The 14,722-nt window shown below is 64.6% G+C and carries 13 protein-coding genes; 8 read left to right on the top strand and 5 right to left on the bottom strand.

The genetic code is table 11. The annotated features are described in order from the left end of the window. Window positions 1-46 precede the first annotated feature (46 nt). A complete protein-coding gene (eccA, locus tag AC1TPF_RS22235; RefSeq protein WP_482145335.1) occupies window positions 47-1,864 on the top strand; it encodes a type VII secretion AAA-ATPase EccA in 1,818 nt (605 codons plus the stop codon). 4 nt (window positions 1,865-1,868) lie between these two features. Here eccA and AC1TPF_RS22230 read toward each other — a convergent pair whose 3' ends face one another. The 3 genes from AC1TPF_RS22230 to cysD are packed head-to-tail and all read right to left on the bottom strand — an operon-like array spanning window position 1,869 to window position 5,499. After that, window positions 1,869-2,705 carry a 3'(2'),5'-bisphosphate nucleotidase CysQ gene (locus tag AC1TPF_RS22230; RefSeq protein WP_482145334.1) on the bottom strand — a complete coding sequence of 279 codons (837 nt, stop codon included), beginning with the start codon at window positions 2,703-2,705 and terminating at the stop codon, window positions 1,869-1,871. Further along, complete coding sequence (gene cysC, locus AC1TPF_RS22225; protein ID WP_482145333.1) at window positions 2,702-4,585, bottom strand: adenylyl-sulfate kinase; 1,884 nt, start codon at window positions 4,583-4,585, stop codon at window positions 2,702-2,704. Before cysC ends, AC1TPF_RS22230 begins: the two co-directional genes overlap by 4 nt. Then, window positions 4,585-5,499, bottom strand: coding sequence for a sulfate adenylyltransferase subunit CysD (cysD, locus tag AC1TPF_RS22220; RefSeq protein WP_482145332.1), 915 nt, complete (start codon window positions 5,497-5,499; stop codon window positions 4,585-4,587). The genes cysC and cysD overlap by 1 nt, the downstream gene beginning before the upstream one ends. 70 nt (window positions 5,500-5,569) lie before the next feature. Between cysD and AC1TPF_RS22215 the strand changes: the two genes are divergently transcribed. Continuing rightward, entirely contained in the window at window positions 5,570-6,466 is an 897-nt protein-coding gene (locus AC1TPF_RS22215; RefSeq protein ID WP_482140759.1) for an IclR family transcriptional regulator, read from the top strand. Here AC1TPF_RS22215 and AC1TPF_RS22210 read toward each other — a convergent pair. Together AC1TPF_RS22210 and AC1TPF_RS22205 are read right to left on the bottom strand one after the other, a co-directional pair. Further along, window positions 6,453-7,214 (bottom strand): ABC transporter ATP-binding protein, encoded by a 762-nt coding sequence (locus AC1TPF_RS22210; RefSeq protein ID WP_482140761.1) that lies wholly within the window; start codon window positions 7,212-7,214, stop codon window positions 6,453-6,455. The two genes, AC1TPF_RS22215 and AC1TPF_RS22210, sit on opposite strands and share 14 nt — an antisense overlap. Then, window positions 7,211-8,260 (bottom strand): ABC transporter permease, encoded by a 1,050-nt coding sequence (locus tag AC1TPF_RS22205; RefSeq protein WP_482145559.1) that lies wholly within the window; start codon window positions 8,258-8,260, stop codon window positions 7,211-7,213. The genes AC1TPF_RS22210 and AC1TPF_RS22205 overlap by 4 nt, the downstream gene beginning before the upstream one ends. Before the next feature lie 162 nt (window positions 8,261-8,422). Here AC1TPF_RS22205 and AC1TPF_RS22200 point away from each other — a divergent pair, with 162 nt between their 5' ends. The 6 genes from AC1TPF_RS22200 (at window position 8,423) to AC1TPF_RS22175 (ending at window position 14,675) form a co-directional block, all read left to right on the top strand. After that, window positions 8,423-9,592, top strand: a complete 1,170-nt coding sequence (locus AC1TPF_RS22200; protein WP_482145331.1) for a sensor histidine kinase — start codon at window positions 8,423-8,425, stop codon at window positions 9,590-9,592. Then, the gene (locus AC1TPF_RS22195; protein ID WP_482140765.1) at window positions 9,589-10,206 is read left to right on the top strand and encodes a response regulator; all 618 of its coding nucleotides are present in this window, start codon (window positions 9,589-9,591) and stop codon (window positions 10,204-10,206) included. The genes AC1TPF_RS22200 and AC1TPF_RS22195 overlap by 4 nt, the downstream gene beginning before the upstream one ends. 321 nt (window positions 10,207-10,527) lie before the next feature. After that, the gene (locus AC1TPF_RS22190; RefSeq protein WP_482140767.1) at window positions 10,528-11,430 is read left to right on the top strand and encodes an enoyl-CoA hydratase; all 903 of its coding nucleotides are present in this window, start codon (window positions 10,528-10,530) and stop codon (window positions 11,428-11,430) included. Continuing rightward, complete coding sequence (locus AC1TPF_RS22185) at window positions 11,430-12,605, top strand: acyl-CoA dehydrogenase family protein (RefSeq protein WP_482140769.1); 1,176 nt, start codon at window positions 11,430-11,432, stop codon at window positions 12,603-12,605. Before AC1TPF_RS22190 ends, AC1TPF_RS22185 begins: the two co-directional genes overlap by 1 nt. Before the next feature lies 1 nt (window position 12,606). Continuing rightward, window positions 12,607-13,581, top strand: a complete 975-nt coding sequence (locus AC1TPF_RS22180) for an acyl-CoA dehydrogenase family protein (RefSeq protein ID WP_482145330.1) — start codon at window positions 12,607-12,609, stop codon at window positions 13,579-13,581. After that, window positions 13,578-14,675 carry an acyl-CoA dehydrogenase family protein gene (locus AC1TPF_RS22175; protein WP_482145329.1) on the top strand — a complete coding sequence of 366 codons (1,098 nt, stop codon included), beginning with the start codon at window positions 13,578-13,580 and terminating at the stop codon, window positions 14,673-14,675. Before AC1TPF_RS22180 ends, AC1TPF_RS22175 begins: the two co-directional genes overlap by 4 nt. Window positions 14,676-14,722 lie beyond the last annotated feature (47 nt).

The following is a 14,722-nucleotide window of genomic DNA, read 5'->3' as shown; positions in this document are numbered from 1 at the left end:
CCTCGCGCGCCGGGGGTGGCGCGTGAGGGGGGACACGGGGGTCATCATGAATGACAGGGCAACTACACCGGGCTCTCGCTCGGCCGTCGCCAAAGCACGCCGGCTGTTCGACTTCGCGGTGCTCAGCCTCGGCATCCCGGTCGACACCGAGCAGTACCCACCCGACCGGGACAAGGCCACACTCGCATTCACCCGGGCCACCGAATGGGACCCGACGCTCGCCGACGCCTGGCTCGGACGGCTCGCCTGCGGCGACAACTCCCCCGCCGTGATCTTGCAGCTGTACCGGACCCGCGCGACTCTCGGTGCGCAGCAGCGACGACTCGGCCTGCCCGCCCGCACCCTGGCGGGACGCTTCTCGACCGGCTTGTACATCGACTATCCACTCGCCGACCGGACCGAGGCCATCACCGCCTACGCCGCCACCCTCATCGCAGGCGCCGACCATCAAGGCGCCGAAGACGCGCTCGACGAGGCCGCCGCCACCGTCGCCGGGCGGGCGCCCATCATCGATTACCTGCGGGCCAGCCTGCACTTCAAGACCCAGCGATGGCCCGATGTCCTGACGTCGCTGTCCGAGTCGGCCTCGTGGTCTGACGCCTACATGAACGCCGGAGCCGATCTCATGGCCGGTTCGGCGTGTGTGCAGATGGGTTTGTTCGCCGAAGGTGTCCGGCGGCTCGAGGCCGCCCAGGAAGGCCCGATCCCCTCCGCGGCCACCGCGGCGATGTTCACCCACGGCCTGGCACTGCGCGAGCAGGGCTCCGAAACAGCGGCACGCGAACGCTTCGAAGCCGTCTACTCCCGCGACCCGTCGTTCGCGGCCAACGCCAAGGCCCTGTCCGATCCACGATTCCGGCTGGTGATCAACACAGCCGAAGAGATCGACGCGCGCACCGACAAGTGGGATCCGACATCTGTGCCCGACTCACCGGTCCCCGGCACCGACGGCGGCGACCCGGGATTGCTGGCGACCGCCCGGGCCGAACTCGACGAACAGATCGGCCTGGAGTCCGTCAAAACCCAAGTCGCCAAACTGGAGTCCGCTGCAAAACTGGCCAAGATCCGCTCCGACAAAGGACTCGCGACCGGACCTCGCAGCCTGCACCTGGCATTCACCGGTCCACCCGGAACCGGCAAGACCACCATCGCCCGCATCGTGGCGAAGATCTACTGCGGACTCGGATTGATCAAAACTGATGCAGTGGTGCAGGTTTCACGACGCGATCTGGTCGGCGAACACCTCGGCAGCACGGCGATCAAAACCTCGGAGGTGATCGACCGGGCAATGGACGGCGTCCTGTTCATCGACGAGGCCTACACCATGATCCAGAGCGGCCTGTCCGGCGGTGACGCGTTCGGACGTGAAGCCGTCGACACCATGCTCGCCCGAATGGAAGACGACCGTGACCGGCTCGTGGTCATCATCGCCGGCTACGACGCCGAGATCGATCGACTACTGAACGCCAACGAGGGCATGTCGTCCCGCTTCGCCAAACGCATCCGATTCGACTCCTACACTCCGACCGAGCTGGCCGGTATCGCCGAATTGCTTGCCCGGAAGCGGGATTCGCTGCTGAGCCCGGAGGCGCTGCAGGAACTCGAGTTCGCCTGCGGCCCGCTCTATCACCAAATCCAAACAGACCAATCCGGAGCCGGGCGCCGCTCCATCGACCTGGCGGGCAACGGCCGGTTTGTGCGCAACGTGGTGGAGAGCGCCGAGGAAGAACGCGAGCATCGCCTGACCAGCGGCGAGATCGATCTGACCGACCTCGACGACGATGCCCTCATGCGGATCGAGGTCGCCGACATCCAGGCGGCGCTGGACAACGTGCTGCGCTCCCTGCAGCGCAGGCCCGGCTGAGTGCTCAGCCCCGGCGGGTGACCTCGAGGATCGTCTCTGCCAGCTCGGGCCGGCAGATGACCAGGTCGGGCAGGTAGACGTCGCGCTGGTTGTATTGCAGGGCAAGCCCATCGGCCCGGCTGCACCACAGACCCTGCGACTTCGCCACCGCCACCGGAGCCGCCGAATCCCACTCGTACTGGCCACCGGCGTGAACGTACGCATCGGCCTCACCCCGGACCACCGCCATAGCCTTGGCGCCGGCAGAACCCATCGACAGAAGCTCACCACCAACGGCCGCTGCGACCTCCTCCGAGAAAGCCGGCGGACGCGATCCACTGACCACCACCCGCGGGACATCCCCACGTGGCGTCTTGGCCAGGCCGACCGCGGGCGCGATGGGCAGTCCGTCGTTGATGTACGTCACCCCGAGCGCAGGCAACGCCACCGCACCCACGGTCAGGCCGCCAGATGGTCGAGTTCCGCCTCCGGCTTCATCTCCGCCAGATGGTCGAGTTCCGCCTCCGGCTTCATCTCCGCCAGCCTCCCAGAGCGCAACATGCACCGCCCAGTCGTTGTGGCCCTCGGTACCGTACTCCCGGGTGCCATCGACCGGATCGATGATCCACACCCGGTCGGCCTCGAGACGGGCCAGATCATCGAACGATTCCTCGGACAGCACCGCGTCGCCGGGACGCTCGTGTGCCAACTGTTTCAACAAGAGCACGTTCGCACGGAAATCGCCGGCGTTGCCGAGCTCTTTGCCGGTCAATCCCGATGTGGCACGCAGGTCGAGCAACAACTCGCCGGCGGCCGTGGCCAACCGACCCGCCAGCTCCAGGTCCTTCGGGTTCACAGTCACACGCCCAGGTTACGGCGAATCGACTCGGCAACGTCCCTTGGCGCACCGTCGGTAGGAGTGATGACAACATCCGGAGCGGCCGGACGCTCGTACGGTGAGCTGATCCCGGTGAAATGCGGCACCTCACCGCGCCGCGCCTTGGCATATAAACCCTTGGGATCACGTTGCTCGCACAGATCGAGGGGTGTATCGATGAACACCTCGTAGAACGGGATCCCGCGCTGCGCGTGAACCTCTTTGGCCCGCTGCCGTTCGGCCGCAAACGGACTGATCAACGACACGATGGCCACCGCGCCGGAGTCGGCGAACAGCGCGGCGACCTCCGCGGTCCGGCGGATGTTCTCCCGGCGATCATCGTCACCGAAACCGAGGTCGGAGTTCAGGCCGTGGCGCAGATTGTCCCCATCCATCAGATAGGCAGGGCGGCCCTCGGCGACCATGGACCGCTCCAATTCCACTGCTATGGACGATTTTCCGGCACCAGAGAGGCCCGTCAGCCAGATCGTGGCACCCTGATGGGCCCGCTGCTGCCGCGTGACCGACGAACTGTGCCAGACCACGTGGGAATCACGGCTCACCGGACCGTTGATCATTCCGGCGCCGACCGTCTTGTTCGTCGCCTCATCCACCAGGATGAAGCTACCGGTGTCGCGATGCTGACGATAGGCGTCGAACATCATCGGTTGCGCCGTGCGCACCGAGACCCGCCCTATCTCGTTGAGCTGCAGCGCTTGCGCGTTTCCGTCTCGATGCAGCGAGTTCACATCGAGGCGGTACGTGAGATCACCGATGACCGCTTTCGTCTCACGTGTGGCGCTCTGCAGCGTGTATCGGTTACCGGGTTTCAACGTGGTGTCCTCGGAGAACCAGCAGACCATCGCGTCGATGTCGCGGCCGACGTGAGGCCGGTTGCCCGGACGGGCCAACATCTCCCCTCGACTGATGTCGATGTCGTCGGCCAGCGAGATCGAGACCGCCATCGGCGCAAATGCCTCATCGATCTTCGCACCACCCGGACCCCAGATCTCCGACACCGTGGTGGTGAACCCACCGGGCAGCGCCACGACCTCGTCGCCGGGTTTGAAAGTACCGCTGGCGATCGTGCCCGCGTAGCTGCGGTGATCCGTGCCGTCGCCGAGTTGTGGCCGGATGACATATTGCACGGGAAAGCGCGCGTCGATGAGGTTGTGGTCAGAGGCGACGTGGACGTCCTCGAGGTGCGACAACAACGAACCACCCTGGTACCAGGGCATATTCGTGGATGCATCGACCACGTTGTCACCGCGGAGCGCCGACACCGGGATGAAACTGAGATCGCTGACGTCGAGCTTGGTGGCGAACGCGGCGAACTCATCGCGGATCGTCGCGAACCGGTCTTCGGACCAATCGACCAGGTCCATCTTGTTCACGCACAGCACCACATGCGCAACGCCGAGCAACGATGACAAGAACGCGTGGCGACGGGTCTGTTCGAGAACACCCTTACGAGCGTCGATGAGGATCAAGGCCACATCCGCGTTGGACGCCCCGGTCACCATGTTCCGCGTGTACTGCACGTGTCCCGGTGTGTCGGCGATGATGAATTTCCGCTTGGGCGTTGCGAAGTAGCGGTAGGCGACGTCGATCGTGATGCCCTGCTCACGCTCGGCACGCAGCCCGTCGGTGAGTAGCGCCAGATCCGCGTATTCGTCACCGCGCGCAGCGCTGGTCCGTTCGATGGACTCCATCTGATCGGTAAAAATGCTCTTGGAGTCGTAGAGCAACCGTCCGATGAGGGTCGACTTTCCGTCATCGACGCTACCGGCGGTAGCCAAGCGCAGCAACGCCTTTCGACCACCGATTGCTGTTCCGGCGGCGAGTGCCTCATGGTCGACAGTCATCAGAAATAACCCTCCCTTTTGCGGTCTTCCATGCCGGATTCAGAGATGCGGTCATCGGCCCGGGTCGCACCGCGCTCGGTCAGCCTGGTCGCAGCGATCTCGTCGATGACCTGATGGACCGTTGCCGCATCGCTGAGTACGCAGCCGGTACAGGTGGCATCGCCGACGGTCCGGAATCGCACCTGCTCGGTGTGAACTTGTTCCCCCGGACCCAATTCCAGGAATTGCGTTCTGGCCAAGAGCATTCCATCTCGGGACACCACGTCGCGCCGATGCGAGTAGTAGATACTCGGCAGCTCGATCTCCTCGGCGGCGATGTACTGCCAGATGTCGAGTTCGGTCCAGTTGCTCAGCGGAAAGATCCGGATGTGCTCGCCTTTGTGATGACGACCGTTGTAGAGGTTCCACAACTCGGGCCGCTGGGCGCGCGGATCCCAGGCACCGAATTCGTCGCGGAAGCTGAACACCCGTTCCTTGGCCCGGGCCTTCTCTTCGTCACGACGTGCCCCGCCGAAGACCGTGTCGAAGGCGTTCTCCCCGATGGCGCGCAGCAACGCCGCGGTCTGCAACCGGTTACGACTGGCGCCCGGGCCCGTCGCTTCGACCACCCGTCCGGAATCGATGTCGTCCTGTACGCGCGAAACAACCAGCCGGACACCGGTTTCTTCGACCACCCGATCCCGGTAGTCGATCACCTCGTCGAAATTGTGGCCGGTGTCGACATGCATCAGCGGGAACGGAACCGGTGCAGGCCAGAAGGCTTTGCGAGCGAGGTGGAACATCACCACCGAGTCCTTGCCCGCGGAGAACAGCAGCACCGGTCGCCGCGCGGTGGCCGCGACCTCGCGAAAGATGTGGACCGACTCCGCTTCGAGCGCAGCCAGGTGTGAGAGTTCGTACCTCGTGCTCACCATCAGGATGACCCTTCGTCAAGGTGCTCCGAGAACTTGACTTGTCGAATATTCGACACTAACGTCCGACAATATGACATTGACGGTAGGTGACGGCAAGGGCGCCGGTCAACCCTCTCCACCGACACAGCGTGTGGTGCGGACCATCGAAGTGCTGGCGGACAGCATTGACACACCCCTGCCGCTTGCCGAGATCGTCCGGCGCACGGGGTTTTCGCGGGCCACCTCCCATGCAGTCCTCGCGCAGCTCACCAACGACGGCTGGGTGACCCGCCAGGACGGCAACTTCAGCATCAGTGCCGGATTCGTCGCGCTTGTCCGGCATGCCGAACGCGGATTCCCGATGCGCCGTCTCGCGGCCTCCGCGGCCCGTGACATGGCCGACGCACTCGACATGCCGGCCTTCGTGGCCGAGCGCACCGGCGAATCGATCACTGTGACCGACGTTGTCGGCACCCCCGGACTTGAGTGGATCCGTCCCGGACGTCGCATCACCCTGCGCCCCACCGTCTGCCGGGAGTTCGTCGCATGGTCACCCTCCGATGAGATCCAGCGTTGGCTCGACGCCGCACCAGCACAGGCCCGCGCCCGACTACGCGACGTCCTCGACACCATCCGCGATCGCGGCTACGCGGTCGAACGATTGACGCCCGACCATGCACAGATGGTCGATACCCTTGCATCTCTGCGTAATTCGCCGGTGTCGGACTCGTTGCGGTCACGGGTCGACGGCCTTCTCACCGAACTGACCACCATCGACTACCTGGCAGATGAGACGGTCGGCCAGGTTGCCGTGGTCACCGTCGGCGCCCCGATCTTCGACGAGTCCGGCGCCGTGGTCGCGTCGATCGTCGCCGTGCCCGACCGCGAGATGCCTGCCGAAGAACTGCATCAGATCGGAAAAGCGGTCACCTGCGCCGCCGGCCACGTCGGGGAAGCGCACATCCGTCACGGACTCAACAGGGCTTGAGCAGGGTGTCACCACTTGCACCGGCATCCGTCGCGACCGATGCATCGGTGAGCACACCGTCGACCACCTGATAGACCGAATCCATCTTCGCGAAGTGGGTTCGATCATGAGTGACCAGCAGTGTGGCCGCCTGGTGGTCGCGGACCACGCCCACGATCAGGTCGATGATGGCGGCGCCGCGTTCTTGGTCCAGGGCGCTGGTGGGTTCGTCGACCACGAGTAGCCCAGGGTTGTTCATCAGGGCTCGGGCGAGATTGACGCGCTGACGCTGGCCACCGGAGAGTTGCCCGGGCTTCTTGTTTCGGTGTTCGGCCAGCCCGACCGCGTCCAGCAATTCCATCGCACGATCCCGCGTCTCCCGTCGGCGACCACGCGGTACCACCAGGGACTGTCCCAGATGAGCGGTCACCTCGAGCTGTTCGAGTGCGGTCAGCGACGACACCAGGTTCGGCTGCTGGAACACGAATCCGATCTCGTTGCGCCGCACCACCGCAGCATCTCGAGGGGAGAGCTCGGTGATATCGGTCCGGCTTTCGTCGGTGCACAGGAAGACGCGACCACGGTCAGGGCGGATGAGTGTCGAGGCCACAGCCAGCAGACTCGATTTTCCTGAGCCCGAGGGACCGGTGACGGCGGCTATCTCGCCGCGGTCGAGACGGAGTGATACGTCGTCGAGCGCGGTGATGCGGTGATTTTGTCCGTCAGCGAAGGTGAGCGTGACATGTTCGATGTCGAGAGCGATGTTCATCGGGTACTCCCAAGGGCAGTGAGTGGATCGGTGGTGGACACGAAACGGAGCGCAAACCCGGCGCCGAGCAACCCGAGTCCGACGAGGGCCGCCGCCGGCACGACGGTGGTGGACATGTCGACGACAAACGGGACCGCGTCGCCCATGACCTGACCGGCGGCCACCGTGATGGCCAGTCCTGCGCCGACCCCCACGACGAGGACGATCAACGCCTGGCCCAGTGCATCGCGAACGAGTGAACCGGTGCCGGCCCCAAGGGCTTTGAGAACCGCGATGTCCGGGGTCCGCTGAATGGTCCAGACCGTGAAGAACGCACCGATCACCAGCGCTGAGATCGCGAAAAGCATCACGGTCATCAACGTCAGGGACATGTTCTCGGATTTGTAGGAACCGATCGCCTGCAGCGAATCCGACACACTTGTCGATGTCGTTCCGGCGGCCCTGTCCACTGCGTCGGTGTTCGAGATCCCCGACACCGCGAGAACCGTGGCGCCTGCGGTTTGGTTCAACGCCTGCCACTCGGCAAAACCGATCCAGATCACCGGGCTGTGGCTGAACCAGTCGTCGCCGCGGACCGCGCCGACGGCGAAGTGCTCGCCGCCAAACGTGACCGTGTCCCCGACTCCGACGTCGAGGTCTGACGCTGCGGGTTCGCTCAGAGCCACAGTGTGGGGTGTGGTCGGCGTGCGGCCGGTGAATCCGGCGTCGGCCCCGATCAATGCCACGGTTGCCGTCGATCCGCCGTCAGATATTGCCTTGGCTCGACTGATCCCGATCGGGTCGACCTCACCACCGGCCCGTTCCCAGGCGGCGATCTGATCAGTCGACACGCTGGAATCGTCGAAAGACGGGTCCGTTTCACCGCCTGCGAAGACCACCGTTTGAGCGGTGATCGCCTCGATGGCCGATACGTTCTGATGGCGTAGCCCGGCAGTCAGGCCGCTGAGAAAACTGGTCAGCACGGCCACCATCAGGACGACGAGGGTGATCAGCACGAACCTGCCGCGCGCGGCGCGCAGGTCCCGTAGAGCGACGAACACGAGCATTCCTTTCATCGACGCCACCTTGTTGCGGCCTTGAACTCATCGTGGCTGTGGTCGGCGCCGCCGCCATCGCACGGAAGCGCCGGTCCGCGCAGGTCGAACGATCGACCGCGGCTACTTCTTTTGATGGATGCGCAGGGGTGCTGGTTGTTTACGCTCGAAGACGTGCGTCATTCGTCCCTGACCCCGGTGTTCGCGGGCCTGCAGACCTCGCTGCATGCGCTGATCGTCGCGCTGAGCATGGTGGTCGTTCTGCGCGCGCTGCTCCTCGACGAGCCGCATCCGGTGGCGGTGATCGTCCTCACGCTCGGGTTCCTCGGTACGTATCTCGTCGGCGTCGTGGTCCGGTTGCAGCGACGGGGACGAGGGGTGTGGATCGCCATCCTGACGCTGTTGTGGCTGGTCCTGATCGTGCTGACACCCGATGCCGCCTACATCGTGTTCGGACTGTTCTTTCTGTATCTGCGGGTCCTGCCCCCGCGGTGGAATCTGCTCGCGGTCGCCGCGGCCACTGCCCTCGCGATCGTCAGCACCGGGGTGCATCGGGGCTGGTCTGTTGCCGGTGTGGTCGGTCCGGTGATCGGGGCCTGCGTCGCCGTTGTCATCGGAGTGGCCTACCGGACGCTGTATCGCGAGGCCAAGGAACGGCAACGACTGATCGACGAACTCGTCGCCACTCGGGAAGTTCTCGCCGCCCAGGAACGCGCCTCCGGCACGCTGGCAGAACGTGAGCGGTTGGCCCAAGACATCCACGACACCGTCGCGCAGGGGCTGAGCAGCATCCAATTGCTGCTACACGCCGCCGAACGGGCCGACCCGCAGCACCCTGCGGTTCAAAAAATCCAGATGGCTCGCGAGGTCGCTGCCGACAGTCTCGCCGAAACCCGTCAGCTCATCGCCGAACTCACTCCGGCAGCGCTGGAGGGGCAGTCACTGGGGTCGGCAGTGCGGCGGATCTGCGCCGGAGCACAGTCGGAGACCCTGGACGTGCACACCCTCGTCGAAGGCGAGGCCGTGCAATTACCGATGCCGATCGAGGCGGCGCTGGTGCGGATCACTCAGAGCGCGATGGCAAACGTGGTGCAGCACGCGCAGGCGACACGCGTCCAGGTCACGCTGACCTACAGTGACGACGTGGTGTCACTCGACGTCGTGGACGACGGGATCGGATTCGATGTGCGGATACTCGATCAGGACCCGTCAGAATCGTTTGGTCTCAATGCAATACGGCGTCGAGTGGAACAGCTTCACGGTTCACTCGATCTGGAGTCCGAGCCCGGGCACACCGCACTGGCGGTCTCGTTTCCGATCGCCTCGGTGAAGATGACGCGATGATCCGATTGCTGTTGGCCGACGACCACGCGATCGTGCGGGCAGGTCTGCGCGCGATCCTCGAAGACAGCGAAGACATCGACGTCGTGGGTGAGGTGGCCACCGCAGAGGCCGCGATCGCCTACTGCACCACCACCGACGTCGATCTGGTGCTGATGGATCTGAGATTCGGTGCCGGCACGTCGGGCGTCGAAGCCACCGCAACCCTGCGCGGGCTGCCGAACGCGCCACATGTGTTGGTGGTGACCAACTATGACACCGACAGCGACATCCTCAACGCCATCGAAGCCGGCGCCTGTGGCTATCTCCTCAAGGACACCCCGCCTGCTGAACTACTCGCTGCGGTTCGGACCGCTGCGGTTGGCCAGAGTGTCTTGTCGCCCGCCGTCGCATCCAAACTCATGACGCGGGTTCGCAAACCCGAGTCGTCGTTGAGTCCAAGGGAGATCGAAGTCCTCCGACTCGTCGAGTCGGGGATGTCGAACCGGGCCATCGGCAAATCGCTGTATCTCAGCGAGACGACCATCAAAACGCACCTGGTCCACATCTACGCGAAACTCGGCGTCAATTCTCGGACCTCAGCAGTGGCGCGCGCCCGAGAAATGGGAGCCATCTGACTCGACGCGCAGTCGTCGAAGGAGCGGGTCAGCGACGTTCTTTGCGCTGCCAGAACCGGCGCCGCCTGAATCGGTGACACCCTCCTGGCTCACAGAGGGCACAGTCGGTACCCGATCGAAGGTGCTCGTGGGCAGCCTTGTCATGGCCACAAACACACTTCACGTCCGACGATTCCGACCTTGCCAACGCATCACCACCGAAGACCCTCGCCCGAGCCCTTCAGGCGTCGGCAAAGCATACGTCGATCACCACCGGTCAGGACGTGAAAACCGGCCATGACCACCAGCCGGGGTTTACCAACCAAGCACTTGCTAGGTAGGGTGTCCGGTGTGACGATCCCGAGCCCCCTGAGCGCCGCCGAACTAGGTCCCGACACCTCGCCGGTGGCCTACGACGTTGTTGGCGCCACGGCATACATCACCCTCAATCGACCCGAGTTCCGCAATTCCCAGAACTCGGTGATGACCTACTCACTCGACGCCGCCTTCGGGCGCGCGGTCGACGACGCAAGCGTCAAGGTCATCGTCCTACGCGGAGCAGGCAAGCACTTCTCCGCCGGCCACGACATCGGTACGCCCGAGCGTGATGTGCATGTCAAATACCCCAACACCGCATCCCTCTACTGGGACCACACCGACCGCGTCGGTGGCGACCAGCGACTGGCCCGCGAGACCGAGGTCTACATGGGGATGTGCAGGCGCTGGCGGGAGATCCCCAAGCCGGTGATCGCCCAGATCCACGGTGCCTGCATCGCAGGCGGGTTGATGCTCGCCTGGATCTGCGACTTCATCGTCGCCTCCGACGACGCCTTCTTCTCCGACCCGGTGGCCCGGATGGGCATCCCCGGCGTCGAGTACTTTGCCCACGCCTTTGTACTCGGCCCGCGCCGCGCCAAGGAGATCCTGTTCACCGGGGAACGATTCGGCGCAGCCGAAGCCCTCGAGTGGGGCATGGTCAACCACGTGGTCCCCCGCGATCAGCTCGAAGCCAAGGTCGACGACATCGCCGGACGTATCTCGGAGATGCCTCAACTCGGGCTCGCGTTGAGCAAGAAGGCCGTCAACATCTGCGAAGACCAGATGGGTCTGCGCAATGCGATGGATTCGGTCTTCGGCTGGCACCACTTCGCGCACAGCGCCAATGCCGAAGGGTCCGGTGGCGACTCGCTCGGCGGAATGGATGCCAAGTCGATGAAGTCCAGCGCCGAGAAGAAGAGCTCCTGATGGATCTACTCTTCGATTCAGCAGCCGACGAATTCCGTGCCGAGGTCCGTGGCTGGCTCGACGACAACGTTCCTTCGGAACCACTCGCATCGATGGACAGTGCCGAAGGATTCGAGCAGCATCGGCAGTGGGAACGGCAGATGGCCGACGCCCGGATGTCAGTCGTGAGCTGGCCGGTCGAGTTCGGCGGTCGCGACGCACCGCTGCTGCACTGGATCATCTTCGAAGAGGAGTATTACCGCAGCGGCGCACCCGGACGGGTCAGCCAGAACGGCATATTCCTTCTTGCGCCAACTCTTTTCGAGCATGCACATCCCGATCAGCTGGCGCGGATCATGCCGCGGATGGCCCGATCCGAAGACATCTGGGGTCAGGCCTGGAGTGAGCCCGAGGCCGGCAGCGACCTCGCGTCACTACGGTCGACTGCCACCCGCACCGACGGTGGCTGGCTTCTCAACGGTCAGAAGACCTGGAGTTCCCGCTCGAGTTTTGCCGACTGGGGCTTCGGGCTGTTCCGGTCCGACCCGGACTCGTCGCGCCACAAGGGGATCACGTATTTCATGTTCGACCTCCGGGCCGAGGGCGTGACGGTACGACCGATCAACCAGCTCGACGGTGAACCCGGTTTCGCAGAACTCTTCCTGGAGAACGTCTTTGTCCCCGATGATCCCGAATCACCCGGTGAGTCCGGCGTGATCGGAGCGGTGAACAACGGCTGGAAAGTGGCGATGAGCACGGCCGCCAACGAACGCGGCCTGTCGCTGCGTTCCCCCGGCCGGTTCCTTGCCACCACCGACCGACTCCTGGCTCTGTGGAACGACACCGACGCCGAGGCCCGCACCGGATACGGCGATCAGGTCGCCGATGCCTGGATCGGCGCCCGGGCCTATGAGCTCTCGACGTACGCCACGGTGAGCCGTCTCGCTGAAGGTGGCCAGCTCGGGATCGAGTCGTCCATCAACAAGGTGTTCTGGTCGCAGTGGGACATCGCCACGCACGAGACCGCACTCGATCTGCTCGGCGCGGATGCCGAACTCGCGCAGCGGCAGCCGTCCGGGGCCTGGATGGACGGATACCTGTTCTCACTGTCGGGACCGATCTACGCCGGTACCAACGAGATCCAGCGCAATGTGATCGCCGAACGCTTACTCGGACTACCACGAGGAGATCGCTGACATGAGGTTCCTCCTCGAAGAAGAGCACCACGACCTGGCCGCATCCATCGACTCGATGCTGGCCAAGGCCGATCTTCCCGGCGTCATCCGCTCGTGGAATGACGGCGACACCAAGCCCGGCGCGGTCGTGTGGTCCAAGCTGGCCGAGACCGGTGTCAATGCCCTGCTCATCGGCGACGAACACGGTGGTATCGGCGCAGGCGCCGTCGAGATGGTCGTCGCGGCGCAGCAACTCGGCCGCCATGCCGTACCCGGACCCGTTGCCGAAACCATTGCTGCCGTGCCGATTCTGCTGGCTGATGCCGGCGCCGTCGACCGATTGGCAGCCTTGGCCGAAGGTGAACTCGCCACCGTCGCCTTTCCTCCGCTGGTGCCGTACGCGGTCGATGCCGCGATCGCCGGGCAGGTCTACGTGGTCGGCGACGGCATTCTCAGCACCGGCGTCGCCAGCAACCCAAGGCCGTCGGTCGATCTCGCGCGCACACTCTCGTCCGTGGACGTCGATACGGCAATCGGTCCGGTCGATCCCGGTCGCGGCTTCGACTTCGGCGCTCTGGCCACTGCCGCCCAGCTGATCGGGTTGGCCGATACGATGCTCGAACTCACCGGCGAGTATGCCAAGACCCGCAAGCAGTTCGGCCGGGAGATCGGCTCGTTCCAGGCGGTCAAACACCACCTGGCCAATGTCGCTGTTGCAGTGGAGATGGCCCGACCGCTGATCCACGGTGCCGCGCTGTCGCTGGACGGTCAGGTTCCCGATCCGCAGTTCGCCTCTCGGGATGTCTCGGCGGCGAAAGTTGCTGCCGGGCAAGCGGCCTACCTCGCTTCGCGGATCGGACTGCAGGTCCTCGGCGCGATCGGTTACACCCAGGAACACGACCTGTCGTTGTATCTCACCAAAACGCGAGCGCTGATCACGGCCTGGGGTACTCCGGCCGTTCATCGCGCGCGGGTACTGGAGGCGATCACCGCATGAGCATCTACTCCCCCGGTGTCGACACCGAAGAACAGGCAGCACTGCGTGATTCGGTAGCGAGCCTGCTCCGGCGAAGCGGTGATTCCGCCGCGGTACGGTCGGCGATGGAATCCGAAGGCCGAACCGATCGGGCGCTGTGGACCACACTCTGTGAGCAGATCGGCGTCGCCGCACTGTCGATCCCCGAAGAGTTCGACGGTATCGGTGCCTCACTGACCGAGACCCATGTGGTGCTCGAAGAACTCGGTCGCACACTGTCTCCGGTTCCGATGCTCGGCTCGGCGGTTCTGGCCACCCAGGCCCTGCTCCTCAGTGCGGACACCGACGCCTGCGCCGCCACACTCCCCGCCCTCGCGTCCGGCGAGAAGACCGCGGCACTGTGCTGGGCCGATGCCGACGGATGGAATCGGCCGGGCGTCGAGGCAAGCGCCGGTATCTTGTCCGGCACTGCCCACTATGTACTCGACGGTGAAACAGCCGACGTACTGGTGGTTTTGGCCCGCAGCGGCAGCGTCGTCACCCTGCATGTCGTCGATGCCACCGCGGACGGCATCAGCCGTTCGCCGCGCCCGACGATGGATCCCACTCGACCGTTGACCAGCATCACCTTTGACGACGTCGACTCGACCGCCATTCCTACACCGGCTGATCTGGTGGACAGGCTGCGCGCGATCGCATACGTCGCACTGAGTGCCGAACAGGTCGGTGCTTCACGCGCAGCGCTCGATCTGACGGTGGAATACACCAAGTCCCGCAAGCAGTTCGGACGTGTCATCGGATCGTTCCAGGCGCTGAAGCACCGGATGGCCGACATGTATGCGCTCACCGAGATCGCACATTCGATCTCATACGCAGCTGTCGATGCACTCTCATCCGGTTCCGACGAAGCCCTCGACCTGGCCGCCGCGGCGCGCGTGTACTGCTCGGATGCGTTCTCACACATCGCAGGCGAGACCATCCAGCTACACGGCGGGATCGGCATCACGTGGGAACACGATGCACATCTCTACTTCAAGCGAGCACACGGCAGTGCCCAACTCTTCGGTCTGCCGCATGAGTCACTACCTCGTTTGGCCACCGCAGCCGGCCTCTGAACTCTGCCGTTACCGCCGACCGAGCTCTTGCGACCAGCGGTCGTCAG

This window comes from Williamsia sp. Y853, assembly GCF_056786495.1.
This window is presented reverse-complemented; position numbering and strand designations above follow the sequence as displayed.

Excerpts from the sequence above, each read along its gene's own strand:
- AC1TPF_RS22215 (WP_482140759.1), top strand. The coding sequence starts at position 5,570 with ATGACATTGACGGTAGGTGACGGCAAGGGCGCCGGTCAACCCTCTCCA.
- AC1TPF_RS22210 (WP_482140761.1), bottom strand. The coding sequence starts at position 7,214 with ATGAACATCGCTCTCGACATCGAACATGTCACGCTCACCTTCGCTGAC.
- AC1TPF_RS22175 (WP_482145329.1), top strand. The coding sequence starts at position 13,578 with ATGAGCATCTACTCCCCCGGTGTCGACACCGAAGAACAGGCAGCACTG.
- eccA (WP_482145335.1), top strand. The coding sequence starts at position 47 with ATGAATGACAGGGCAACTACACCGGGCTCTCGCTCGGCCGTCGCCAAA.
- AC1TPF_RS22185 (WP_482140769.1), top strand. The coding sequence starts at position 11,430 with ATGGATCTACTCTTCGATTCAGCAGCCGACGAATTCCGTGCCGAGGTC.
- cysC (WP_482145333.1), bottom strand. The coding sequence starts at position 4,585 with ATGACTGTCGACCATGAGGCACTCGCCGCCGGAACAGCAATCGGTGGT.
- AC1TPF_RS22180 (WP_482145330.1), top strand. The coding sequence starts at position 12,607 with ATGAGGTTCCTCCTCGAAGAAGAGCACCACGACCTGGCCGCATCCATC.
- AC1TPF_RS22195 (WP_482140765.1), top strand. The coding sequence starts at position 9,589 with ATGATCCGATTGCTGTTGGCCGACGACCACGCGATCGTGCGGGCAGGT.
- cysD (WP_482145332.1), bottom strand. The coding sequence starts at position 5,499 with ATGGTGAGCACGAGGTACGAACTCTCACACCTGGCTGCGCTCGAAGCG.
- AC1TPF_RS22205 (WP_482145559.1), bottom strand. The coding sequence starts at position 8,260 with ATGCTCGTGTTCGTCGCTCTACGGGACCTGCGCGCCGCGCGCGGCAGG.